The 22,400-nt window shown below is 62.7% G+C and carries 20 protein-coding genes and 1 pseudogene; 11 read left to right on the top strand and 10 right to left on the bottom strand.

Going from position 1 to position 22,400, the window contains the following annotated elements:
* Nucleotides 1–10 precede the first annotated feature (10 nt).
* From SB772_RS21850 to SB772_RS21865, 4 genes are all read right to left on the bottom strand, one after another.
* On the bottom strand, nucleotides 11–1,228 hold the full coding sequence (locus SB772_RS21850; protein ID WP_410835284.1) for a porin: 1,218 nt from the start codon (nucleotides 1,226–1,228) through the stop codon (nucleotides 11–13).
* A gap of 293 nt (nucleotides 1,229–1,521) precedes the next feature.
* Nucleotides 1,522–1,689, bottom strand: coding sequence for a hypothetical protein (locus SB772_RS21855; protein WP_410835285.1), 168 nt, complete (start codon nucleotides 1,687–1,689; stop codon nucleotides 1,522–1,524).
* 18 nt (nucleotides 1,690–1,707) lie between these two features.
* The gene (locus tag SB772_RS21860; protein WP_410835286.1) at nucleotides 1,708–2,457 is read right to left on the bottom strand and encodes a hypothetical protein; all 750 of its coding nucleotides are present in this window, start codon (nucleotides 2,455–2,457) and stop codon (nucleotides 1,708–1,710) included.
* A gap of 39 nt (nucleotides 2,458–2,496) precedes the next feature.
* Nucleotides 2,497–2,730, bottom strand: a complete 234-nt coding sequence (locus SB772_RS21865) for a hypothetical protein (protein ID WP_410835287.1) — start codon at nucleotides 2,728–2,730, stop codon at nucleotides 2,497–2,499.
* A 234-nt stretch (nucleotides 2,731–2,964) separates the two neighbouring features.
* Here SB772_RS21865 and SB772_RS21870 point away from each other — a divergent pair, with 234 nt between their 5' ends.
* From SB772_RS21870 to SB772_RS21885, 4 genes are all read left to right on the top strand, one after another.
* The gene (locus SB772_RS21870) at nucleotides 2,965–3,909 is read left to right on the top strand and encodes a metallophosphoesterase family protein (RefSeq protein ID WP_410835288.1); all 945 of its coding nucleotides are present in this window, start codon (nucleotides 2,965–2,967) and stop codon (nucleotides 3,907–3,909) included.
* Nucleotides 3,910–3,943: 34 nt separating this feature from the next.
* The gene (locus tag SB772_RS21875) at nucleotides 3,944–4,297 is read left to right on the top strand and encodes a cupredoxin domain-containing protein (protein ID WP_410835289.1); all 354 of its coding nucleotides are present in this window, start codon (nucleotides 3,944–3,946) and stop codon (nucleotides 4,295–4,297) included.
* Nucleotides 4,298–4,952: 655 nt separating this feature from the next.
* Nucleotides 4,953–5,366 (top strand): hypothetical protein, encoded by a 414-nt coding sequence (locus SB772_RS21880; RefSeq protein ID WP_410835290.1) that lies wholly within the window; start codon nucleotides 4,953–4,955, stop codon nucleotides 5,364–5,366.
* A 128-nt stretch (nucleotides 5,367–5,494) separates the two neighbouring features.
* On the top strand, nucleotides 5,495–6,640 hold the full coding sequence (locus tag SB772_RS21885) for a diguanylate cyclase (RefSeq protein WP_410835291.1): 1,146 nt from the start codon (nucleotides 5,495–5,497) through the stop codon (nucleotides 6,638–6,640).
* Nucleotides 6,641–6,724: 84 nt separating this feature from the next.
* Here SB772_RS21885 and rimJ read toward each other — a convergent pair whose 3' ends face one another.
* Both rimJ and SB772_RS21895 read right to left on the bottom strand, forming a co-directional pair.
* Complete coding sequence (rimJ, locus tag SB772_RS21890; protein WP_410835292.1) at nucleotides 6,725–7,291, bottom strand: ribosomal protein S5-alanine N-acetyltransferase; 567 nt, start codon at nucleotides 7,289–7,291, stop codon at nucleotides 6,725–6,727.
* Nucleotides 7,292–7,429: 138 nt separating this feature from the next.
* Nucleotides 7,430–8,077 (bottom strand): glutathione S-transferase family protein, encoded by a 648-nt coding sequence (locus tag SB772_RS21895; RefSeq protein WP_410835293.1) that lies wholly within the window; start codon nucleotides 8,075–8,077, stop codon nucleotides 7,430–7,432.
* 187 nt (nucleotides 8,078–8,264) lie between these two features.
* Here SB772_RS21895 and SB772_RS21900 point away from each other — a divergent pair, with 187 nt between their 5' ends.
* Nucleotides 8,265–9,611, top strand: a complete 1,347-nt coding sequence (locus SB772_RS21900; protein WP_410835294.1) for an FAD-binding oxidoreductase — start codon at nucleotides 8,265–8,267, stop codon at nucleotides 9,609–9,611.
* A gap of 68 nt (nucleotides 9,612–9,679) precedes the next feature.
* On the opposite strand, the gene SB772_RS21905 is transcribed toward SB772_RS21900, so the two are convergent.
* Together SB772_RS21905 and SB772_RS21910 are read right to left on the bottom strand one after the other, a co-directional pair.
* Entirely contained in the window at nucleotides 9,680–11,152 is a 1,473-nt protein-coding gene (locus tag SB772_RS21905) for a sodium:solute symporter family protein (protein ID WP_410835295.1), read from the bottom strand.
* Nucleotides 11,149–11,364: a DUF3311 domain-containing protein gene (locus SB772_RS21910; protein WP_410835296.1), complete on the bottom strand. Its 216-nt coding sequence runs from the start codon at nucleotides 11,362–11,364 to the stop codon at nucleotides 11,149–11,151. The genes SB772_RS21905 and SB772_RS21910 overlap by 4 nt, the downstream gene beginning before the upstream one ends.
* Before the next feature lie 342 nt (nucleotides 11,365–11,706).
* Between SB772_RS21910 and SB772_RS21915 the strand changes: the two genes are divergently transcribed.
* Both SB772_RS21915 and SB772_RS21920 read left to right on the top strand, forming a co-directional pair.
* Nucleotides 11,707–12,381 carry a MarC family protein gene (locus SB772_RS21915; RefSeq protein WP_410835297.1) on the top strand — a complete coding sequence of 225 codons (675 nt, stop codon included), beginning with the start codon at nucleotides 11,707–11,709 and terminating at the stop codon, nucleotides 12,379–12,381.
* Nucleotides 12,382–12,447: 66 nt separating this feature from the next.
* Nucleotides 12,448–13,281, top strand: coding sequence for a class II glutamine amidotransferase (locus tag SB772_RS21920; RefSeq protein ID WP_410835298.1), 834 nt, complete (start codon nucleotides 12,448–12,450; stop codon nucleotides 13,279–13,281).
* Nucleotides 13,282–13,327: 46 nt separating this feature from the next.
* Here SB772_RS21920 and SB772_RS21925 read toward each other — a convergent pair whose 3' ends face one another.
* The gene (locus tag SB772_RS21925) at nucleotides 13,328–15,064 is read right to left on the bottom strand and encodes a cobaltochelatase CobT-related protein (protein ID WP_410835299.1); all 1,737 of its coding nucleotides are present in this window, start codon (nucleotides 15,062–15,064) and stop codon (nucleotides 13,328–13,330) included.
* Between the two features lie 11 nt (nucleotides 15,065–15,075).
* Nucleotides 15,076–16,299, bottom strand: a complete 1,224-nt coding sequence (locus SB772_RS21930) for an AAA family ATPase (RefSeq protein ID WP_410835300.1) — start codon at nucleotides 16,297–16,299, stop codon at nucleotides 15,076–15,078.
* 193 nt (nucleotides 16,300–16,492) lie between these two features.
* On the opposite strand from SB772_RS21930, the pseudogene SB772_RS21935 reads away from it, so the two are divergent.
* The 4 genes and pseudogenes from SB772_RS21935 to SB772_RS21950 all read left to right on the top strand — a co-directional run.
* Nucleotides 16,493–16,789 (top strand): annotated as a pseudogene (locus SB772_RS21935) (porin); the annotation flags it as partial.
* Nucleotides 16,790–17,106: 317 nt separating this feature from the next.
* On the top strand, nucleotides 17,107–19,185 hold the full coding sequence (tkt, locus tag SB772_RS21940) for a transketolase (protein ID WP_410835301.1): 2,079 nt from the start codon (nucleotides 17,107–17,109) through the stop codon (nucleotides 19,183–19,185).
* 357 nt (nucleotides 19,186–19,542) lie between these two features.
* Nucleotides 19,543–20,004, top strand: coding sequence for a response regulator (locus tag SB772_RS21945; RefSeq protein WP_410835302.1), 462 nt, complete (start codon nucleotides 19,543–19,545; stop codon nucleotides 20,002–20,004).
* 198 nt (nucleotides 20,005–20,202) lie between these two features.
* Complete coding sequence (locus tag SB772_RS21950) at nucleotides 20,203–22,356, top strand: ATP-binding protein (RefSeq protein ID WP_410835353.1); 2,154 nt, start codon at nucleotides 20,203–20,205, stop codon at nucleotides 22,354–22,356.
* Nucleotides 22,357–22,400: the final 44 nt, after the last annotated feature.

Consider the following 22,400-nt stretch of genomic DNA (forward strand, 5'->3'; position numbering starts at 1 on the left):
TCTTCGCCGGTTAGAACCGGTGCACGATGCCGACACCTGCCGCGAACTGGCTACGCGATGACGACGGCGCGCTCTGGAAGCCGTCGCCGATCGTTGCGGTGGCGGTGATGATATGCCCCGAGCCTGCCGTGCCGAGCGTGTTGCCGTTCGTGCGCTGGAACGCCTGCAGCGCGTAGAGCCCGGTGCGCTTCGACAATGCATAGTACTCGGACAGGTTGACCTGCTGGTACTGCGCCGAACTCGTGATGCCGTTCGCTTTCGTGGCGCGCGTGTAGCTGTAGCCGGTTGCGAAGTCCCATGCGACCGACGGCTTCCAGTGCAGCACGACGCCGCCCGTGTTGAAGATCGCCGTATCGCGGAAGCTCGAGCCTACCCCCGGAATGTACTGCACGTTCGAGTACGCAGCCGACACGTCCCAGCCGTTGCCGAAGTTGTAGCCGCCGGTGACCGCGAAGCGCTGCTGCGCCTGGGCTGTCTGGTAGCCGTTGGTCACGGCCGAGACGCCCGATTGCACGCCGTTGTTCGACACGGTCGAATCCGCGCCGAAAGCGCCGCCGCCTACCGTCGAATTGTTGATCCGCATGAAGCCGACCGCCACGCCGACCGGACCGTTGAGGTACTGGATCGCACCGCTCCACGTCGAGCCGCGGTTCAGGCTGCCCGGCACGCCGCCGAGCGAGTACGAGCCGCTGAACGTGAAGCCGTACAGCTTCGGCGAGGTATAGACCAGCGAATTGTTGGCGCGGTAGATCGTGTCGAGCGCGTCGACGTCGCCGGGGTGCGCGCCGTAGAAGCCGGTGAGCCAGGTGGTCGGGCTATACGGCGAGAGCAGCGAGTAGTACGCGGTGTATTGACGGCCGGCGGTGAGCGTACCGTAGGTCGGGTTCGTCAAGCCGACGAACGCCAGACGGCCGAACATCGCGTTCGTGTACTGCTGCGCGCCGGTCGCCGAATTGAAGCCGGATTCCAGCTGGAAGATCGACTTGGTGCCGCCGCCGAGATCTTCCGCACCCTTCAGGCCGAAACGGCTGCCTGCCCACACACCCTGAGCCATCTTGAGGTTCGATTTACCACCCGTTGTCGAGCCGAGCGACGTCTGGCTGCTCTGATACGCGAAACCCGTATCGACGATGCCGTACAGCGTGACGCTGCTTTGCGCGAAGGCGGGTGCGCCGGCGAGCGCGGTGATTGCGCAGGCGACCCGGGTCAAGGTGGTGGTGTGCTTCATATCGTTGGTTTCTCCAGTGTCGAGCTGTGACGAAAGTCTGGCGATTCGATCGTCGTATTTATTGTCAAAAAATGTTCGTATATAGAACTACGATTCAATACGCGAACATACGGAACTGTAAATACTCTGTTATGGAAACGTCAACGCGGGATAACCCGCTCCTGCGCGTGGCTTGAATTTCAGGCGCGAGTGTGCGATTGGGGCTATGAGCCTGGTCATGCCGAACATTGGCTGGGTCGTGATGGCGGCCCGGCAATCTGCGGGTATCTGGACCCGGTATTCGCCGCATCGACCTATGCGGCATCCACCTTGTAGATGGCAAGCTTTAGAGAAGGATCGTCGTTAGCCTGGAACGTCGCATATTCGACCCGCAGTTCCCCCATCGTCCGGTGATGAAGCAACTTGCGGCCGGCCCTGGTGCCCTGAACATCGTGCGCTCGCTCTCCATGGAGAAGAGACATGAAACGCAATCCGCCGTCTCAGACATTGACTGACGCTTTGCGCGACCTTCGACGCTCCAGCCAACTGCGCAACTGACCAGCCAGGAAGGCGCTGACAAGTAGCGAAAGATACAGGGTGACGAGATCGTGACGCCACGCGTCGAGCGCGAGTTGATGCATGATCAGTTTCGGGTCGGGCGCGGGAAGGATCGCATGCATTGCCACGACGGCCCGCTTCATTCGGATAAAGCCCGCCGCGGATAGCAGCGGCAGGAGTACGAGCAGAACAAGCAGCGCGGGCTTCGCGCGGCGCACGATCGCGTGGTGACGCAGACGAAGCCACAAGCCGAGGCAGCCGTGTAGCCAGCCCGGTGCGAGCAGCGCAAGTTGCAAGCCTTGCGTGCCGCTCGTGATCAGCAATATCACGATCCGCTCGTAATTGGGTTCGAAGCCATAGAGCGAGGCCGCGAGGCGCGTCGAGACCGCATGGCGGATGAGCAGCAGAGGCAGGCTGAGTCCTGCCCAAAGCCGTATCCATTCGGTGGCGGGCAGCGACCACTGATTGCGCCCGTAGATCGTGCGCAAGGCCAGTGCGAAGTGCAGGAGCGCCGCACCGTACAGCAGGATTGTTCCGGGCACGCTATGCCAGACGCGTAAAGCCAATGCGAGACCGTGCCCGGCGAGATCGAGCGACCAGATTCCGAGTGCATGATTGATCAGATGGAGGAAGAGATAGATCAGCAGCACCACGCCGGATCCGAGTTGCAAACGGCGCAAAACTGGTCGCACGTCAACCTCCGTCGATATTGTCCACGCAAACCTGCCTGCTTACCGCGGCGGCCGGGGAGCCGGGAACAGCGTGCGCTCCTTTGCGCTCGCATGCACATTCTGGCGGGGCGCCCGGCGACGAATACCGGACGGCGCCGTGTCGTGACGTACCGCATCGGCAAATCGCTGTAACGCCGAGAGCGAACCGCATACGCTCTGGTATTCCTCGCGGCCGATCCTGCCTTCGAGGATGACTGCCATGCCCGAGGCACGGGCCATGTCGATGATGTCCATTTTGACGACTCCATTCGTGTTCTCTGATCTGCATGACCGTCGGCGCAGTTCGGCTATTCCCACGTTCACACTGATTGTTGGCGAGCCGGTCACACGGCCGGAATAAAAAAACTCAGCCGATCGGTTGAAGCGGGAATAAAACGGCTGGCGCGGCAGTCTTCATTCACGAACCGAGTCGAGAGGCCCGCCGGACGATCCCGCGGTCTACCTCCGAATCCTTATCGTGAGGTCAATATGTCGTCAGATCATTCTTTCGATCCGTCGCGTCGCGGCGCGCTGAAATGTCTCGCGTTCGGCGGCGTGGGCACGGTGTTTATGCTGGCCGGCGGGATTCTCACGCCGGTGGAATTGGCGCTTGCCGCCGGCGCGAAGGATTCCCCCTCGGCCGGAGGTGTGCCCCTTTTCCTGCAGATCAGCGACTCGCACATCGGTTTCAATAAGGAAGCCAATCCGGATGTCGCGGGCACGCTCAGGCAAACAATCGACTTCGTCAATGCCATGCCGGTCAAACCGGCGCTGACAATCCATACGGGCGATATCACGCATCTTTCCAAGCCGGCCGAGTTCGACCTCGCGTCCCAACTGCTGTCGGGTCTGAATATCACGGAGTTGCACACCGTGCCGGGCGAACACGATGTGACGGATGGGCCCGGGGCTGAATACTTCAGCCGTTTCGGTCAGGCCTCGGACAACAAGGGTTACTACAGCTTCGACCACAACGGGGTGCACTTTGTCGGTCTCGTCAACGTCATGCATTTCAAGCCCAACGGCTTGGGGGGCTTGGGCGACGAGCAGCTCGCCTGGCTCGAAAGCGACCTGAAGGGACGCTCGGCCAGCACACCGATCGTTGTGTTCGCGCACATGCCGATGTGGACGATCTACGAACCGTGGGGGTGGGGCACCGGCGATGCCGGTCAGGCAATGGGCTATCTGAAGCGCTTCGGTTCGGTGACCGTTCTGAACGGTCATATTCACCAGATCGTCACGAAGGTCGAGGGCAACATTACGTTCCACACAGCGCGCTCGACAGCTTATCCGCAACCGACTGCGGGTAACGGCCCGGGTCCCGGGCCGCTGACGGTGGCGAGCGATCAGCTTCCCAGGATGCTTGGTGTGACGAGCATCAAGATCGTGCGCCACCCGCTCAAGGCGACGCTTGCCGATACAACGCTTGTTTGATTTCCGGACGCCATTCAGCTACAGGAGATAAGTTATGCCAACGACTCATATTCGGCGCGGTGTTTTTGCGTTTCTCGGGAGTGCGGTGATCGTGGCAGCATTGGCCGGGTTCTCCGTCGCGCGAGCCGAAGGCCCGAACGCCTCTAACGCGGTCGTGATCAAGAACTTCATGTTCTCGCCGATGGCGCTCACGATCAAGGCCGGTTCGACCGTGACCTGGAAGAATCTCGACGGCGAACCACATACGGTTGTGAACGATGCCGGCATGTTTCGTTCTGCCGCACTTGACCAGAACGATACATATCAGTTCAAGTTTGATAAGCCGGGGGTCTATAAGGTGTTTTGCGGTATACATCCGAATATGAGGGAGACGATTACCGTGCAATAGGTACTCCGGTATGCTTTTTTGCCTTCGCGGCGCTTACGGCCTGTCGCCGGGGACTCCCCCAGTGAACCTCTCTGCGGGCCTGTTTGTTGCATGGTGGATAGCCGTAGCGCATGTCATCAATCACTCCCGCGCCGGCGGGAGGGAACGGGCTGCCCGGTTTCGTCGCCTGCTCAATGCTACACACCGCGTGGAAATTATTACCTGTTCGGATCAGTGCAGATCCAGTTCGCAATATGACCATTCCGGCGCTGCGGCGAATGTTGTCGCCGGCCGGTGAGCGGGGTACATTTTTCCAGCGGCTTCGCATCAGCCAAATGCAAGTCGTGGGAACACAGTCTGTCGATAAGTCAGATGTAAGAGTCGGAGATGATGCGATGTCCAACGATATCGACTTGCCAAAAGAGGCTGTAGACGGCGCGGATACCGGTTTCAATCCTGACATTGAGTCGATGCTTGCCGCACCGCCAGGGCGGTTCGGACGTCTTGCGCTTTGCGTGGTGGCGGCCAGTGCGCTGGCCCTCGGCGTAGTGGGAACGGTCGCGTATGGCGTCTGGTTCAACCACGATCAGCAGGCCTACGTCGAAGCAATGACGGGCGCGCGCGCGGCGCTCGGCATGACCGCTTCGACGGTATCGGTGACTTCGGCAGCGGTGGCGTGGCCGACGCCTCCAGCGCTATCGGCAGCATCGGCGCCGCCGACGTCCCCAGTATTATCGGCAGCATCGGCGAGACCGACGTCCCCAGTATTATCGGCAGCATCGGCGAGACCGACGTCCCCAGCGTTATCGGCAGCATCGGCGCCGCCGACGTCCCCGGCGATGTCGGCAGCAATGGCGAAGCCGACAACACCGTCGAAATCGTCAGAGCCGTCAGAATCGACAGCATTGGCAACAGAAGACGATCCTCCATCGGAACATGCGGTTTGGGCCGGTCAGGTCAGGCGTTCTTCGTCGCCGCCTTCGCGGGAAACAGCCGCTGCCGCTGCAGAATCCGCAGCGCCTGCACCGCCCGTACAGCCCGCTCGCCGCGCCGCCCCTTCGCCGGATTCCGCTGCGCACGAGCTGGCTGACGCGCGCGCTGGGCGGGAGGGCCGGATCGCTCCGCAGGACCGGCGTACGCAAGTATCGACCCGGAAGGCCAAACCGGGCATCTTCGCGCGCATGGGGCAGTTTTTTCGCCGCGTGAGTTACCGTCAGCATGGCACCGGAAGCAAGCAAGACACATACTCCCATCCCTGAGCCGCTTCGTTCGAGGCGCACCGACGGCTGGCGCGTCCTCGCGGTGCGCTTCAGGCTGGGCCCGGCCACGATGGCCGGCGCTTCGTTGCTGTGTCTGCTGATCGGCGTTTTGTATCTTGCCTTGCAAATCAGGACGATCTTTTCGGACCAGTTGAGGCAGGAATATATTGGGCTCGTTATCGAAGCGGTCGAACGCGCGGAAAGTGCCTGCAACGTGGTCGGTGTCTGGCAGCACCTGCCCGAGGCTGACGGTGCCCGGGCGGAAGGCTATCGACATGCGCGTCAAGCGCTCGCCAGCCGCCTCGCGTCACTCGCGGCGCTGGTGAATGCGAGCCCGTCCGAGGCGTCGCAAGTGCCTCCATTCGCGCTATCGCCTGACGCAAATCCCGACCGTACGGATGCGTGGCTCGGCGCGGCGTCGGCGTATTGGCGTGCGCAGCGCGATCTCGCTAGCGCCGACGTGCGCGTGCGCATTTCTCATGTCGCCGACACGCTGATCGCTTTGGGAGCGATCCTGTTCGGCATGCTGATTATTGTGCTGGCGATGTATACAAGGCGTACTCGCCAACTCGTAGGCCGGTCGCACAAGCTCGAACACGCGGCGCTGCACGACCCGATGACCGGGCTGGCAAACAGGCGGAAACTGTTTGCCGCGCTCGAGGCGACCGCAACAAGACCGTCTGCCGACTCGACGCTTCAAAGAATCGCCGTCCTTTATATCGATCTGGACGGGTTCAAGCGAGTCAACGATTCGCTAGGCCATCGAATCGGCGATGAATTTCTGATCGCTGTTTCCAGACGCTTTCGCGAGTCTGTGCGTCAAGCGGACGTCGTTGCCCGGATCGGCGGCGACGAGTTCGCGGTGCTGGTCCGCGACTTTTCGACGGATGCGGAACTGGGCGAAATTGCCCAGCGCCTCATCAACTGTGTGACGCAGACGGACACACTGATGGGAACCGGACTTGTCCGTGCCAGCATCGGTATTGCCAGCTTTCCCGATCCCGTCAGGAACTACCGTCGTCTCGTCGCCGTGGCCGACGAAACGATGTATCAGGTAAAGCGCAACGGCAAGAACGGGTACGCGTTCGCGGCGCAGGCGAACTGATCGGCGCGGGCTCGATACGTGTGCAGTTTCTGATTTCAATCGTACGTGGATGATGGCGCGATGAGATGCCGCCCGGTGACGTGTTTATTCGACGTCTTCCGGATTGAGCAGTGACGTGAGGATGTGATCCGCCCATGATCCGTTGATCTTCAGATACGAGCGGGCACGGCCCTCGTGTTCGAAGCGTAGTCGCTCGAGCAAGCCCGCGCTGCGCGCGTTTTCTGGCCGGTAGTTCGCCATGATGCGATGAAGCCTCAGGTTCCTGAAGACGTACTCGATCGCAGACGCCAGGCTCTCGCGCATCAACCCTTGACCTTGCGCCTGCCGCGCAATCGAGAAGCCAAGATGGCAAGCTTGAAACGGTCCACGGACGACGTTCGTGAAATTACAGTCGCCAATGAGCGCTCCGCTTTCGGGCCGGCACACCAGCAGGTGAAGGGCGCTTCCCGCAGCATTGTGCCGTTCCATCAAGCGAAGCCGGTCGGCTATTGCGTCGAGTTCGAAGAACCCGTTGGGACGCAACGGTTCCCACGGTTGAAGATGCGCGCGATTTTCGCTGTAATAGTTTTGCAGGTCGCCGGCGTAGCGCTCGCTCGCGGGCCGCAGCACCAGGCGCGAGGTCCGGATTTCGCCGACCGGGACGTCTGGCATCGGAACTGTCATGCGTTCAGAGATCAAGAAAGTTTTCGGGCCGCAGTATAGCTGGAGAAAATCACCGCCTCGACCAGCGCGGCGAGAACCTGCTCATCCCACCGAACAACAGGCGAGTTCAGACTCGTCGAAGAGGCATCATTCGTTCTCGTTGCGCCAATCAGTGAGCCGCTCTCGTGCATTCACCTCGACGAACGACGGCAAGGCGCGTAGCCGGTGGATGTAGCGGGCGAGATGCGGCCAACCGGTCGCCGGGCGAGGCATATTGCGCGTCCAGCGCATCAGCATCACCGCGAGGAAATCAGCGGTACTGAGCTTTCCGCCGACGAGGTACTCGTGTCCGCTGGCGAGGTGGGCGTCGAGCCGGTCCCAGGCTTGTTCGATGCGGCGCCGCGCGAGTGCCCGGACCGCTTCGGCGCCGAGCGGATCGCCATCGACGTCGGCGTAAAACCAGTCGCGCATAGCGGGCAGAAGCGTGTTGGCGAGATAGATCATCAGTTCCAGCCATGCGGCGCGATCGGCGGAGCCCGGCTCGGGCGCGAGGGCGGCTTCGGGATGCCGTTCGGCCAGCAGCATGAGCAACGCGGCCGACTCGCCGCGCGGCACACCGTCGATCACTAGCGTGGGAACACGGCCCGCCGGATTCAGCCGTAGATATTCAGGGTTTCGCTGGTCGCCGGAATCGATGTCGACGAGACGGGCTTCGAATGCAATGCCCATTTCAATCAACATCCAGTGAACCGCCATGCTTGCAGCGCCCGGCGAATAGTAAAGAAGATAAGTCATTCATCCGCTCCGCATACTCGTTCAAATTCAATCGGTTTCGATCTGGGCGTAGTGTATCGTCATTCATGACGACCACGCCCATCGCGGGCTCGGGAAAATCGCATTGTTAGCGGGCATCGCCATGCGACTGACGAGGGCATGAAAAAAGACAGAACATCCCGTCACTTTGCGAAGGTAAGGAAACCCTATGTGCGCATTCGACCGGCGGACTTTGCTCAAAGGAGCGCTTGCCGCTCCATTACTGAAGAACCGCGCGGTGGGCGGCCGCTTGAGTCCGGTCACGTCGCCGTTGGCGATCTGCGTCGAGTCGCCTGCGAGTGCCGCCTGTCTCGACGTCTTCAAGCATTTGAAGAACCCTTATTACATCGGCGACACGCCCGCGCTGACGCAGACATCCGGATGGCTCGACGCATGGACATACGCCCCGAGTGCCTACGTCGTCGCCGCGTCCGATGCGCAAGACGTGGCGCGGACCGTAGACTTCGCTCGCGAACATCGCCTGCGCCTGGTGGTGAGGGGCGGCGGCCACAGCTACCAGGGCACGTCGAACGCGCCGGACTCGCTGATGATCTGGACAAGGCCCATGCGCGAGATCACGGTGCACGACGCCTTTGTGCCTGACGGCTGCGCCGGACGGCTGACGCCGCAACCAGCGGTGACGGTAGGCGCTGGCGCGCTGTGGGCGCATGTGTACGACGCCGTGAGCGCGCGGGCCGGCCGCTATGTGCAAGGCGGCGGCTGCCTGACGGTGGGCGTAGCCGGCCTGGTACAGAGCGGAGGCTTCGGCAACTTTTCAAAAAAGTTCGGCACGGCCGCTGCGGGGTTGCTGCAAGCCGAGGTCGTGACGGCCGATGGCGTCGTGCGAATCGCGAATGCGTGTACACATCCTGATCTTTTCTGGGGATTGAAAGGCGGAGGCGGCGGCAGTCTGGGCGTCGTCACACGAATGACGCTCCGGACGCACGAACTTCCCGACCAGTTCGGCACGATGCGTGCGACGGTCAAGGCATCGTCGAGCGCGGCGTTCAAGGCATTGATCGGCGAATTCATCGCGTTCTACGCCGGCAATCTGCTCAACGAGCATTGGGGCGAAACGGTGGCCTTCCATGCTGACAACACGCTAAAGATCGCGATGCTGTACCAGGGCCTGAACCGGGACGACGCTATACGAATCTGGCAACCATTCTTCGATTGGATCATGGACGCCGCCAACGGCTGCGCGACGTCCGAGCCGCAAGTGCTCGCCGTCCCGGCGCGGCGCTTCTGGGATGCCGCATTCGTGATGCAGCACGCGCCCGGCGTGCTCATTGCCGACGACCGCCCCGGCGCGTCAGCCGGAGACGTCTTCTGGGCCGACAATGTCGGTGAAGCTGGCCAGCTCCTTTACGGATATAGCTCGACATGGCTGCCCGCTGCGCTGCTGAAGCGAGCGCAGCGGGGGCGCCTTGTCGATGCGCTATTCGAGAGCAGCCGGCAATGGGCGGTGTCGCTGCATGCAGACGGCTTCATGAGGGTGGGGAGCGGGACGCCGTAGGCACACAACCAAATGCCGCCGCCAAAGGCAAAAACTACAGGCAAACCCCACCGCCGCAGGCAACCAGCTCAATGAAACGCGGCAGAACTCCGCTGCGCCGAACTCGACTGCGTCACCGCACTCACCACAACAAAAACAATCACATTCACGGCCAACGCCAGAAACCCGATGTTCACATCCTTCAACGCATCAGGCAAAAACGGCATCAACTGCGCGACGCTAAGGTGCATGGTGGTCGTCACGGCCACCACCGTCACCCCCGCGAGAATCCCGCAGAAAGCCCCCTGTTTGGTCGCCCGATTGCGCGGCGCCAGGCTGCAAATCACGGCAGGGAACAACTGCGTCACAAAGCTATAACCCATCAACAGCAACGCCACGATCGTCTCCCCGCCATGCAGGGTGAAACCCACAGCGACCAGCGCAACGACGGGCACCAGGAAGCGAGCCAGCTTCGCCACCTTCGCGTCCGAAGCGCCGCGGTTCACCATGCCGCGGTAAACATCGTTGGCAAGCAGTGTCGACGCGGACGTCAAAATCATCGAGCCCGGCACGAGCGCGGTCAGCACGCCCGCCGCGCCGATCACGCCGATGAACCACGGGTCGAACGTCTGCAACGACAGACGGAACAACGACAGGTCGATGTCGCCGCCCTTCAGGCCCGGCACCTTCAGCGTCGCCGCAAAACCGACGAAGAACACGAACAGCAGGATCAACTGATACAGCGGCAACACCATCGCGTTGCGCCGGAAAATGCGCGCGTCTTTTGCCGTGAATACCGAGCCGAACGTGTGCGGCCACATGAAGAATCCCAGCGCGGTCAGCAGCACGGTCGACTGGAACCAGGTCACGCTCGAACCCTTGGCCGGGAATGTCAGGAAGCCGGGGCGGGCGGCATCGATCGCGCGGAACATGCCGCCGAGACCGCCGTAGTAATGAAGCGGCAGATAAATGCCGAGGAACAGCACAATTGCCAGAATCAGCAGATCCTTCACCACCGAATTCCACGCCGAGCCGCGCACACCGGAGGCGATCACGTAAGACGTCACCACCGCGGCGCCGATCCACACGGCCGCCGTCGACGAAATCGCGCCGTACGACGCGGTCGCCACAATGATGCCAAGCCCCTTCAGTTGCAGCACCAGATACGGAATCAACGCGGCCACGCCGACCAGCGCCACCAGCGTGCCGAGCGCAGGACTGTCGTATTTGCGCGCAAAGAAGTGCGGCTGCGAGACGAGATGGTGGGCTTTCGCGTAACGCCAGATCGGCGGCAGCATCCAGTACGAAAGGATGTACGCGAGCGTGCCATACGCGAGGATGTAGTAGACCGGCGCGCCCTTGCCGTAAGCAAAGCCGCTGCCGCCAAGGAAGGTGAAAGTCGTGTAGATCTCACCGGCCATCAGCAGGAACACGAACGCGGTGCCGAAGCTGCGCCCGCCTACGGTCCATTGTTCGAGACTCATGTCGTGGCCGCGCCGCGCGCGCACGCCGAGGTACAGCGCAAACAGCGTAATGCCCGCGATGATGACGAGTGCGCTCATGAACGGACCTCCTCGCCCTCGACGGCGATCTCACGATTGCTGGAATCCAGACGGTAGACGATCGCCATGATGATCGAACTCAACACCACCCACATGACGATCCAGGCCAGCACGAACGGCATGCCGAGCACCAGCGGCTCGACGCGATTGACAAACGCGATGCCGACCAGCATGCCGATGAACGGCAGCGCGGCAAGTACACGAAGCAACATGGGGCAACTCCTCGAACCGGTGAGTACGTCTCGTTGAAAGTCTGGGCTCGCTGGCGACTTTATGCCTGATGCTTCAGCTACGTAAAGCAGGTCAAAAAAATGTAGGCTTTTCGAAAGTTGCGCGAGCATCCTTCGGGGCGAACTCGCTGCATTGCAATGTCAGCGGCACGGGGCGGGCGGCACGGTTTATCGCGGTTTACGTGCGGCGCCGCGATATCATCTGGCCACGCAACCCGAGCAATCGAAGCTGGATGATAGAAGCGCGTCCAGCCCCCTCAACACAGCGCGGCGTCCCCGGTGCGCAGTCAGTCCGCCCGAGCCGCCGCCCGATACGGATCGCACATGGTCGAAAGTCTGATCTCGGACATTCTGTTTGGCTTCACCGGGCTGATCAGCATCATCAACCCGATTGGCATTGCTTTCATTTTCCTTGACCGGACTGCCTCGTTGACCACCGAGGAGCGCACCGCTCTCGCCAGGAAGATCGCCATCAACGTGCTGTGCGTGCTGCTGGTGGCGCTGTTCCTCGGTACGCCGATCCTGCATTTCTTCGGTATTTCGATGCAGGCGCTGCGCATCGGCGGCGGCCTCGCGGTGGCGGTGGGCGGCTGGCAGATGCTCAATGCGCCCGACACGCAACCGGCCGAACAGCCCGTCAAGCGCGTCGATGCGGAGAACGCGAAGTCGAAGGCGTTCTTTCCGTTGACCATTCCGCTGACCACCGGGCCCGGCTCGATCGCCACCGCCATCGCGCTGACCGCGAACCGCACGCATAAGCTGTCTGACTTCGTGTTGTCGAGTATCGCGTCGGTCGTGATCTCGATCGTCGTGGCCGCCACCGTCTACCTGATCTATAGCCGCGCGGCGATTTTCGCCAGGTATCTCGGCGTGGAAGGCACCAAGGTCGCAATGCGTGTATCGTCGTTCCTGCTGTTGTGCATCGGCGTGCAGATCATGCTGACCGGCTTCTCCGAATTCCTGATTCCGATTGCGCAGATGCAGCCCGTCGCTAAATAGCGCGCAGTACGCGCCACGCCAGGCCGCGCGAAGTCCGTCGGGCGTGCCGGGACAGGAGATAAACGCATGTGCCGCTGGCTCGCTTATACCGGCAACCCGATTCACCTCGAAACGGTGCTGTTTCGTGCCAAACATTCCCTGATCGACCAGAGCCTGCATTCGCGGCTCGGCCACACGACCACTAACGGCGACGGCTTCGGCATCGGCTGGTACGGTCATCCGGGCGATATTCCGTTTCGCTACCGCTGCATTCAACCGGCGTGGAGCGACCGCAATCTGCGCGAGGCGGCGCGCGCAATCCGGGCGCCGCTGTTCGTCGCGCACGTGCGCGCGGCGACCGACACGCCGTCGCAGGAAACCAACTGTCACCCGTTCCGCTACGGCCGCTGGCTGTTCGCGCACAACGGCCTGGTGCGCGACTATCCTGCGGTGCGGCGCGATCTGATGTTGGCGGTCGCCCCCGATCTGTTCCCGTCGATCGAAGGTTCGACCGATTCCGAAGTGATGTTTTACCTGGCGCTGACCTTCGGCCTGGAACTGACGCCGGTCACCGCGATCGAGCGCATGGCGGGTTTCGTCGAGGAAACCGGGCGCAAACATGGCATCGAGCAGCCGTTGAACATGACGGTCTGCGCGACTGACGGCGAGCAGCTCGTCGCGGTGCGTTATTCGAGCGAGGGGCAGTCGCGTTCGCTTTTTCACAGTGTGTCGTTCCACCATCTGCACGATCTGTATCCGGACGATCCGCGCATCATGGCGGCCGGCGAGGATGCGTTTCTCGTGCTGTCGGAGCCGCTGGTCGACCTGCCGGGCTGGTGGGAGGAGATTCCCGAAAGCACGGCGGTGGTCGCGCGTGGCGGCGAGATCGAGCAATACCCGTTCAGGCCTCATGTGGCGTAACCCGGTTGGGCGCGTGCGGCTTTCAGTACGGCAAGCGCCTGTCTGGTCAACGCGTCAGCAGCATCGCGCTCAACACCGAGAACACCGTCGCCGGCAATTCGGCGAGGCGGCTCACCACCACGTTGTGCGGATAGAAATCCTCGACCGCATCGGTCAGCACACCGATCCCCACCAGCTCGATACCGCGCTTCCGGATCGCCGCGACGCGTTCGCGCAGATCGTGGCGCAAGACTTGCGGATTGCCGTCGCCGGTCGACGGATAGCCATCGGAGAACACGATCAGGATGCGCCGCCCGGCTCGATGATCGGCGAGCCGTGTCGCCGCCCAGGCCAGCGCCTCGCCATCGGGCTCGTGGCCGCAATCGATCTGGGCGATGCCGCTCAGATCGGTCGCGCCAAAGCGTTTGTAGATTTTCAGATCGAGCCGCTCGACGAAGCGGTTATAGCGCCGCAAATCGGCACCGGCCGATAACTGCCGCTCATACAGCTGCTTCATCGGCGCCGATTCGAGCGAGCAATAGCCGAGCACCTCGCAGTCGAACGACAACTGCGTGAGCGCATCGCACAACGCGCTCGCGCAGAGGCGCGCGAGTTCGATCTTGCGTCCGGCCATCGAACCGCTGCGGTCGATCAGCAGGGTCACCGCCACGTCGCGACCTTTGGCCGCCCGTTGCGTGCGAAACGGCGTGCGGTAACCCGGCGAAGTCGCCAGCCTGGCGAGCGACGTGCGGTCGATTTCACCGCGCTCCTGTTCGCGACGCCAACGCGTGCGTTCGTCCGCGCTCAGCGCGCGTTCGAGTTTCTCCTTGAGCGGTGCGGTTTCCGCCCGGGCCTGTGCGCGCAGTTCGCGCCACGTGGCGCTGTCGCCGTGGCCGGTGACATCGGTGATTTCGTCGAATTCGGTGGCGAGCGGGATCGACAGCCGTGCGCGGGCGGCGTCTGCCGCGGTGCCTGCTTCACCTTCGGAATGTGTCGATAGCTGCTGTGCATCGGCCAACGACTGTCCCATGCCGACCGCGTTTTCCGCCTGCGCGCCGCCGCTCTGATCGGATGGCGGCGCGGCGGCCTTGTCCTGATCGGGCCGGGCGGCGGCGTCGTTGAACGGCGCCGACGAGGACGCGGCGGTTTCCGTGTCGATGTCTTCAACCGGATCCGCGGTGAACATCATGCCGTTGAACTCGCCCGCGGACAGCGCACGCACACGCGCCACGAAGTCTTGCGCCGCCGCGATGCTATGCGCAGTCGAACGGCTCGCGCGCGCCTGTTCCATCAGGTCCTGCGCGGCATGCAGCGCGGCTATCAGCGAATGGCTCGCCTCGGTCAGGCTCGGCGTTTCGTCCCACAGCGCGCGTTCCACCAGCCAGACCAGGCGGTCGCGCCAATGCAGTTTCGGCCAACGCTGCCGCGCCTGCTCCGCGGCATGCGCGCGCAACTTGCCGATGAACCAGTGCGCGCCAGGATATTCGTCGAGCAGTTGCGCGCACACACGGCGGTCTTCGATCACCAGCGCGAGATTCGCCGCGACGCCGGACGGCAGCGCCTCCAGTTGCGCAAGCGCCGAATGTTTGGCGCGCGCCACCAGCAGATCCAGGTAACCGGTCAGCACGTCGCGCTCGACACCGCCGCTCAATTCATAGTCGGGAATCACGATGCGGCCGGGTTCGACCCGCGGCCCATCCGGACTGAACGCGACCGTCACGCCGTATTGGCCGGTCAGCACGCGCGCCACTTTGCCGAGCGTCGATTCGAACGCAAAGCCCCGCGTGTCGCGCGTCGCGTGCATCGCGCTCACCGTCAGGCGGCCGGCGCGATGTGATGGCGAACGATGCCGCGAATCAGCGCGGCATCTTGCGGGCTGACCTTCGCATAGATCGCCGGGCCGGCGGCGCGCTCGGGGTCGCCGGTGCGCAACATCAACTCGGCCCAGTCGAGCAGGCGGCGCGTCGAGAACGCACTCGACAGATCCTCGCGGGCGAACGCGGCGCGGCAATCGGCGGCAATCGCCGCCAGCGTGGTGGCGAGCGCGCGTGTCATGTGCGGCGCGAGCGTGCGCATCAGCACGTCGGCTTCTTCGGCGGGCGTCAGGTAGTCGAGCAGATAGACGCGCCAGCGATCGAGAAACGCCTCGTTCATCAGATTCGCGCCCAGGTACAGATGACGGAACTGGCTCATTGCACCGACCGCATTCGCCGTGGCGAACAGCCGGAAGGCCGGATGCGGCGCGACGATCTCGTTGCCTTTTTCTTTCAGCACAAGCCGCCCATGCGGTTCGAGCACGGCGGTGAGCGCCGCCAGAATCGACGGCTCGGCGAAATCGATTTCGTCGACGATCAGCCAGAGCCCTTCGCGCATCGCCGTGGGCAGCACGCCGTCGACCCAGATCGTTTCGCCGCCTTTGACCGTCCAGAAGCCGACGAAATCGCCGACCGTAGTCTGTCCATTCATGTTCGAGCGCAACACCCCATGATGCGAGCGCGCCGCGACCTGTTCAATCAGGCTGGTCTTGCCGGCGCCGGTATGGCCGATCAGCATCACGCGCCGGTTCTCGACAATATCTTCGACGATGTCGTTAAAGCGCTCGGAAAACAGATAGGCGGGATTGACGCGCGGTACGAGCGGGTTGCCGACACCGCGCGGCACCTCGACGTGGCCGATGCGCACGGTCTCTTGCGCGCCCGCCGCGTGGCGGTGTCCGGCCGCCGACGCCAGCGCTGCCACCCGCTCCAGTTCCGGCATGAAGGCCACACGTTCGAGTGCGGTCTGGTCGTCGGCCGTATCGGGTGAGTCGATCGCAAAGCCTTCGCGCCGCCATTTCTTCAGCTTCGCGCGCAGATTCTCCGCGTCGACCACCAGATCGATATCGACCGCCGCGGCGCCGTTGCCGTGATCGACGCCGTGTTCCAGCCGATAGTTTTCCGGCCGGTCCGCGATGCTGACGCGCCACCATTCCGCGCCGTGTTCGGTCGCGCGTTGATAGAGGCCAAGGTTTTCGTCTTCGGTCAATTCAGGCGCGTTCATGGTAAATGGCGAATGTTAAAAAAAACGAATAACGGCAAATTGCGCGTTTTGATTTGGCTGACGGCTATGGAGCGCCTATCTTATCGTGAGTCGCTTTCGATCTGCCGAGGTCGCCGCCGAGTGCCAATGTCGAGTACATAGCGCGCAAAGGTTTATTGCGTCATCGCGACAGAAAAAATTCACGGCAAAAACAATGAAACTACGTACAAAAATAATGGCCGCCTTAGCGGTGGCAAGTCCGCTGGCTTATGGTCAAACCAGCGTGACGCTATATGGCCGCCTCGACGGTGGCGTTGAATATCTGAATCACATCAATAATGGTGTGGGCGGCAGTTCGAGCCGTTGGAGCGCTGAAGGCGGCGATTGGGGCACCAGTATGCTGGGCCTCAAAGGCACGGAAGACCTCGGCGGCGGATTGAATGCGATCTTCAACCTGGAAACCGTTCTGCAGGTGATGAACGGCACCACCAGCGGCGGGCGGCTGTGGTCCGGCGGCGACACGTGTGAGCGATAAGGACGTCGCGAAACTGCGCTAAGCGTGCCCTGCATGGCGGCAATTCGGCCCGCTTTTGTGCACTGCAAAAACCGCAAGCCGTCCCGCAAGCCATCTGAAAGTTCACCTTCCGATTACCGCCACTGCACGGCGCCTGTATGTAACGCGTCGTGCAGATTTGCGCGCATCGGCGCATCATCGACGGGGTTGGCAGCGGTTCCTCATGCGTTCTTCCCTACGAGCACGGTTCGCCGGGCATGCCGAATGCAGTGCGTCCCGGCGAGGTTCTCAACCGCCGAACAAGGAGTGTCCCCATGCAAAACGATCCCGCCCTCGATCAGTTGTGCATCAACACGATTCGCACGCTATCGATGGACGCTGTGCAAAAGGCGAATTCCGGCCACCCCGGCACGCCGATGGCGCTGGCGCCGGTTGCCTATCATCTGTGGCAGCACCATTTGCGCTACGACCCGGACGAACCGCTGTGGCCGAATCGCGATCGCTTCGTGCTGTCGGTGGGGCACGCGTCGATGTTGCTTTACTCGCTGCTGCATCTGGCCAACGTGAAGGAGGTTGACCACGACGGCAATCCGACCGGTGCGCCCGCCGTCTCGCTCGACGACATCGAGCATTTCCGCCAGATCGGCAGCAAGACGCCGGGCCACCCCGAGTTTCGCCTGACGAGCGGGGTGGAAACCACCACCGGGCCGCTTGGCCAGGGTCTCGGCAACAGTGTCGGCATGGCGATGGCGGCGCGGTGGTATGAAACCTATTTCAATCAGCCGGATGCGTCATTGTTCGATTACCGTGTCTACGCGCTATGCGGCGACGGCGACATGATGGAAGGCGTTTCGCACGAGGCCGCATCGCTCGCGGGACACTTGCGGCTCTCGAACCTGATCTGGATTTACGACAGCAATCGCGTGACGATCGAAGGCCACACCGATCTCGCGTATAGCGACGAGGTGGAAAGCCGCTTTCGTGGCTACAACTGGCACACGCTGCACGTGAGGGATGCGAACGATACCGAGGCGTTCGAAGCCGCCCTCGTCGAAGCGAAAAGCATCGTCGGCAAGCCGACGCTGATCGTGGTGAACAGCATCATCGGCTGGGGCGCGCCGCATAAGCAGGACACGGCGTCCGCGCACGGCGAACCGCTCGGCGTGGAAGAGGTGGTGCTCGCCAAGCGCGCGTACGGCTGGCCGGAAGACAGGTTCTTCTACGTGCCGGACGGCGTGCACGAACGTTTCGCGCAAGGCATCGGCACACGCGGCAAGGCGGCGCGCGAGCAATGGCAAGCGAAGTTCGACGCCTACACGAAGAAGTACCCGGACCTGTCGCGCGAATTCGCGCAGATCGAGGCGCACGAATTGCCGTCGGATTGGGACAGCGATATTCCGACTTTCGATCCCGACCCGAAAGGCATGGCGTCGCGCGACTCGTCGGGCAAAGTGCTCAACGCGATTGCCGCGCGCGTGCCATGGATCATCGGCGGCGCAGCCGATCTGGCGCCGTCCACCAAGACTAACCTGAAATTCGAAGGCGCCGGCAGCTTCGAGCACGACAATTATGGCGGCCGCAACCTGCACTTCGGGATTCGCGAACATGGAATGGGCGCGGTGGTGAACGGGCTCGCGGTGTCGAAGCTGCGGCCGTTCGGTTCGACCTTCCTGATTTTCAGCGACTACATGAAGCCGCCGATCCGGCTTTCCTCGATCATGGAAGTGCCGGCCGTCTACGTGTTCACGCACGATTCGATCGGCGTCGGCGAGGACGGTCCGACCCATCAGCCGATCGAGCAACTGGCATCGTTGCGCGCCGTGCCGTGCCTGACCGTGCTGCGTCCGGGCGATGCGAACGAAGTCGCGCAGGCGTGGCGTGTGGCGCTGTCGCATCCACAGCGGCCGTCGTGCATCGTCGTGACACGCCAGGCGTTGCCGACTTTCGACCGCAGCCGCTATGCGTCGGCAGAGGGCGTGCAGCAGGGCGCTTATGTGCTGGCCGATGCGCCTGACGGGCAGAAACCTCAGGTGCTATTGTTGGCGACGGGCAGCGAAGTGTCGCTGTGCGTCGACGTATACGAGAAGCTCAGGAGCGAAGGGATTGCGGCGCGTGTGGTGTCGATGCCGTCGTGGGATATCTTCGAGCGTCAGGATGAGGCGTATCGGGACTCGGTGCTGCCGCCGGACATCGATGCACGGGTGGCTGTCGAACAGGCTGCCTCGCTTGGCTGGGATCGTTATGTCGGGCGCCTGGGCGCGCAGGTGGTGATGCGTAGTTTTGGCGCGTCCGCGCCGCTGAGCGATCTGAAGAAGAAATTCGGCTTCACGCCCGAGCATGTCTATGAAGTGGCGAAACAGCAGATCGCGCGGGTTCAGTCGAAGCGCGGTTAGGCGTAAGGTCACCGGGGAGACTGAACGCGGCGGTTGAACTAAGTGCGGTGAAAAAGCCGGCGGCATGATTGCGCCGGCTTTTTCAATGTGCCGATATCACGGCCGCGTCGGCGGCTGCGCGAGAACGCCAGCCGCGCCTTCGAGCCCGACGGCGAGGGACCGAAGTTCGCAATACGGCAAGCAGCAGTGCGCACGGTAGGCTATGGTTGAAATGAGAGGCAGCGCGCAGCGGCAGGTAGACCGCGACACGGCAGGAGCCGAAACAAAGGTCTGAAGAATCGAAGGCTTTCGCCGCCCGGCGGGAGCGAATCTTGCGCGCGTGTTCCCGGCGTGCCCGCTAGCGGCACGAAGGAGAGGATGGTGACGCCCGACGACAGAACGGACGGGAACGACGACGTCGTAGTATGGCGGCCGATTCGGTATGCAATGGCCTCGCATCGTCGTGTGCTGGTGGTGGACGATTACCGCGACGCTGCCGAAGCGCTGCAGATGCTGCTGAACGCCGACGGCTTTGAATGCCGCGCGCTCGACGATCCACTGGCCGTTTGCGAAATGGCCTGCGAATGGCAGCCGTTCGCGGTGGTGCTGGACATCCAGATGCCGGTACTCGATGGCTTCGAACTGGCACGCCGCCTCAGAGCCGATCCATCGACCGCGCACATGTTGCTGGTGGCCTGTACCGCGTTTGCATCGAGTGACGACCGGGCCCGCGCTAAAGCAGCCGGTTTCGATGCGCACTGCGCGAAGCCGTTGACGCCGGAGCGTCTGTTGCGCGTGCTCGAATCGGCCGCCGCATTGCCTGTGGCGGGGGCGCCGTAAGGCCGCACCGCCGCAGGCGACAGCAATTCACATGCCCGACTTCAAACAAACACCCACAGGTGTTTTCCATATCATGCCAGGCTAGGGATAACGCCGGAAGTGCTGTAAATTCCAGAAAAAAGGAATGAGCGCACGAACAGCCGCCCGAAACAGTGTGCAGTGCCAACCTTGCCCCGTTTTTTTATGGAGTTCATGAGCGTGCACCGTGCGGAACGTGTCGCCGTCGATTTCCCGATGCCATCGCGTCACTTCTCGACGACGCGGCGCGTCCTGTTGACCGTGTTCGCGGTTTCGATAGTGTTTCCGCTGGTCTGCCTGGCGGGTTACGGCTATTTCGATTACGATCGCCGCATCGCCGATTCGAACGACATGATCGACAGGCTCGCGCGCGTGGCCGAGGAACAGGCCGTCAAGGTGATGGACCTCAATCAGCAGATGGCCTCGCGTATCGTCGAGCTGGTGGGCGACGAGGACGACACGCGCATTCGCGCGCATGAAGCCGCGTTGCATGATCGCTTGCGCGAGATCGGCGGCGACTTTCCACAGGTCGCGTCGATCGTGGTGCTCGGCGCGGCCGGTGATCTGCTTGTGTCGAGCAGCGCCTATCCCGCGCCGGTGCTGTCGATCGTTCAGCGCGAAGACTTCACCGCAGCCAAAGCGATGCGCCCGAAGCCGTATTTTTCACTGCCGATGTTCGGGCCGCTGTCGCGCACCGATGTGTTCAACACGGCGATTGGCCGCTCGGGGGAAAATGGGCAATTCCTCGGCGTGGTGTCGGTAGCGCTGCGCAATCAATATTTCTCGCGTTTCTACCGTGATCTGACGAATGGCGATGAGTCCCTGTCGCTAGGCTTATACCGCCAGGACGGCAATCTGCTGGTCCGTTATCCGGCGTGGCCGGCGGGCGTGCACCCAAAAGCGCAGAGTGCGTTTGCCGCGGCGCTGCGTGACAAACAGCTGTTCGGCCACGTTCGCCTGACCTCGACAGTGGACGGCGTCGACCGCTTGCTGGCATTTCGCCGCGTCGGCGACTATCCGCTCTACGTGACGAGCGCTTACACAACCGCGTCGATCGCCGACGCGTGGCGCCGTCATTTCATGCTGATCGCGGCGATGACAGCCATACCGTGCCTGGCGATCTGGCTGCTGGTATTTTTCTCGCTGCGTCAGCTGGAAGGGGAGCGCCGCGCATGGGAGCGCTGGCAGGGCGAAGTGGCGATGCGCCTTTCCGCCGAGGCGTCGAGCCGGCATTTGCTGCGCATGGGGGCGCTCGGCAACCTGGTCGCCAATGTCGCGCACGATTTCAACAATCTGCTGATGGTGGTGTCGGCGAACATCGAGCTTGCGCGACTGAAGCGCTTCAACAACCTCGAAAAAGAAGTACTCGCGGTGGAGCGGGCAACCGTCGCCGCCGAGTCGCTGACGCGGCGTCTATTGAGCGTCGCGAAAAAGCAGCCGCTCAAACAGGGACCCGTCGACCTCGCCAGTTGGCTGCCGGCAGCCGTGCCGCTGATCGACGCGGCGCTCGGCGACAACGTGGAAGTGGCGTTGAACATGGTCGACAACGTCTGGCAGGTGCTGGCCGATCCGACCGACCTCGAATTTGCGCTCGTGAATCTGGCCGTCAACGCGCGCGATGCGATGCCGCGCGGCGGCCGTTTCGTCATCCGCTGCCAGAACAATTGGCTGGTAGGCAGCGATACGTTGTTGCCGGATGGCGAATACGTGCTGATCGCCTGTTCGGACGACGGCGAAGGCATGCCCGAGACGGTCGCGCGCCGCGCGTTCGAACCGCTGTTCACCACCAAGCTGCGCGGTTCGGGCTCGGGGCTCGGCCTGGCCCAAGTGCTCGCGATGTGCGAACAGGCGGGCGGCACGGCCAGGATCGACAGTGTGCCGGGAAGCGGTACCACGGTCAGGCTGTATCTGCCGCGCTATCGCGAGCGTCATAAGGCGGTGGTGTCCGACGCCGAAACGGTGCTTCAGCCGGCCCCTTCGTCGCTCGGCATGGTCTTGCTGGTCGAGGACAACGAGGACGTGGCGGCGGGCGTGGCCGCGGTGCTGGAAACCTTCGGCTGTGAAGTGCGGCATGAACCCACCGCCGACCTTGCCCTCGACGTGTTAAGCGGCGGTGCAAAGTTCGAACTCGTGCTATCCGACATCCAGATGCCGGGCAGGCTCAACGGCATCGACCTCGCGGAAAAAGTGCGCAATGCGTGGCCGGCGCAGAAGATCGCGCTCATGACCGGCTACGCGGACGAACTCGAACGGGCACGCCGTCTCGGCGTGGCGATTCTCGCCAAGCCATTCAATATCGACGAACTGCACGCATTGGTGGCTTGCGAACCGTAAGCCCGTCAATGTGTGGCGTCCCCGCGTAAGCCCGTCAATGTGCT

The organism is Paraburkholderia sp. SIMBA_030 (genome assembly GCF_046535245.1).
Classification (GTDB): domain Bacteria; phylum Pseudomonadota; class Gammaproteobacteria; order Burkholderiales; family Burkholderiaceae; genus Paraburkholderia.

Coding starts and splice junctions, on each gene's coding strand:
- SB772_RS21850 (WP_410835284.1), bottom strand. CDS start 1,228: ATGAAGCACACCACCACCTTGACCCGGGTCGCCTGCGCAATCACCGCG.
- SB772_RS21855 (WP_410835285.1), bottom strand. CDS start 1,689: ATGTCTCTTCTCCATGGAGAGCGAGCGCACGATGTTCAGGGCACCAGG.
- SB772_RS21865 (WP_410835287.1), bottom strand. CDS start 2,730: ATGGACATCATCGACATGGCCCGTGCCTCGGGCATGGCAGTCATCCTC.
- SB772_RS21870 (WP_410835288.1), top strand. CDS start 2,965: ATGTCGTCAGATCATTCTTTCGATCCGTCGCGTCGCGGCGCGCTGAAA.
- SB772_RS21875 (WP_410835289.1), top strand. CDS start 3,944: ATGCCAACGACTCATATTCGGCGCGGTGTTTTTGCGTTTCTCGGGAGT.
- SB772_RS21885 (WP_410835291.1), top strand. CDS start 5,495: ATGGCACCGGAAGCAAGCAAGACACATACTCCCATCCCTGAGCCGCTT.
- rimJ (WP_410835292.1), bottom strand. CDS start 7,291: ATGCCAGACGTCCCGGTCGGCGAAATCCGGACCTCGCGCCTGGTGCTG.
- SB772_RS21895 (WP_410835293.1), bottom strand. CDS start 8,077: ATGACTTATCTTCTTTACTATTCGCCGGGCGCTGCAAGCATGGCGGTT.
- SB772_RS21900 (WP_410835294.1), top strand. CDS start 8,265: ATGTGCGCATTCGACCGGCGGACTTTGCTCAAAGGAGCGCTTGCCGCT.
- SB772_RS21905 (WP_410835295.1), bottom strand. CDS start 11,152: ATGAGCGCACTCGTCATCATCGCGGGCATTACGCTGTTTGCGCTGTAC.
- SB772_RS21910 (WP_410835296.1), bottom strand. CDS start 11,364: ATGTTGCTTCGTGTACTTGCCGCGCTGCCGTTCATCGGCATGCTGGTC.
- SB772_RS21915 (WP_410835297.1), top strand. CDS start 11,707: ATGGTCGAAAGTCTGATCTCGGACATTCTGTTTGGCTTCACCGGGCTG.
- SB772_RS21920 (WP_410835298.1), top strand. CDS start 12,448: ATGTGCCGCTGGCTCGCTTATACCGGCAACCCGATTCACCTCGAAACG.
- SB772_RS21925 (WP_410835299.1), bottom strand. CDS start 15,064: ATGCACGCGACGCGCGACACGCGGGGCTTTGCGTTCGAATCGACGCTC.
- SB772_RS21930 (WP_410835300.1), bottom strand. CDS start 16,299: ATGAACGCGCCTGAATTGACCGAAGACGAAAACCTTGGCCTCTATCAA.
- tkt (WP_410835301.1), top strand. CDS start 17,107: ATGCAAAACGATCCCGCCCTCGATCAGTTGTGCATCAACACGATTCGC.
- SB772_RS21945 (WP_410835302.1), top strand. CDS start 19,543: ATGGTGACGCCCGACGACAGAACGGACGGGAACGACGACGTCGTAGTA.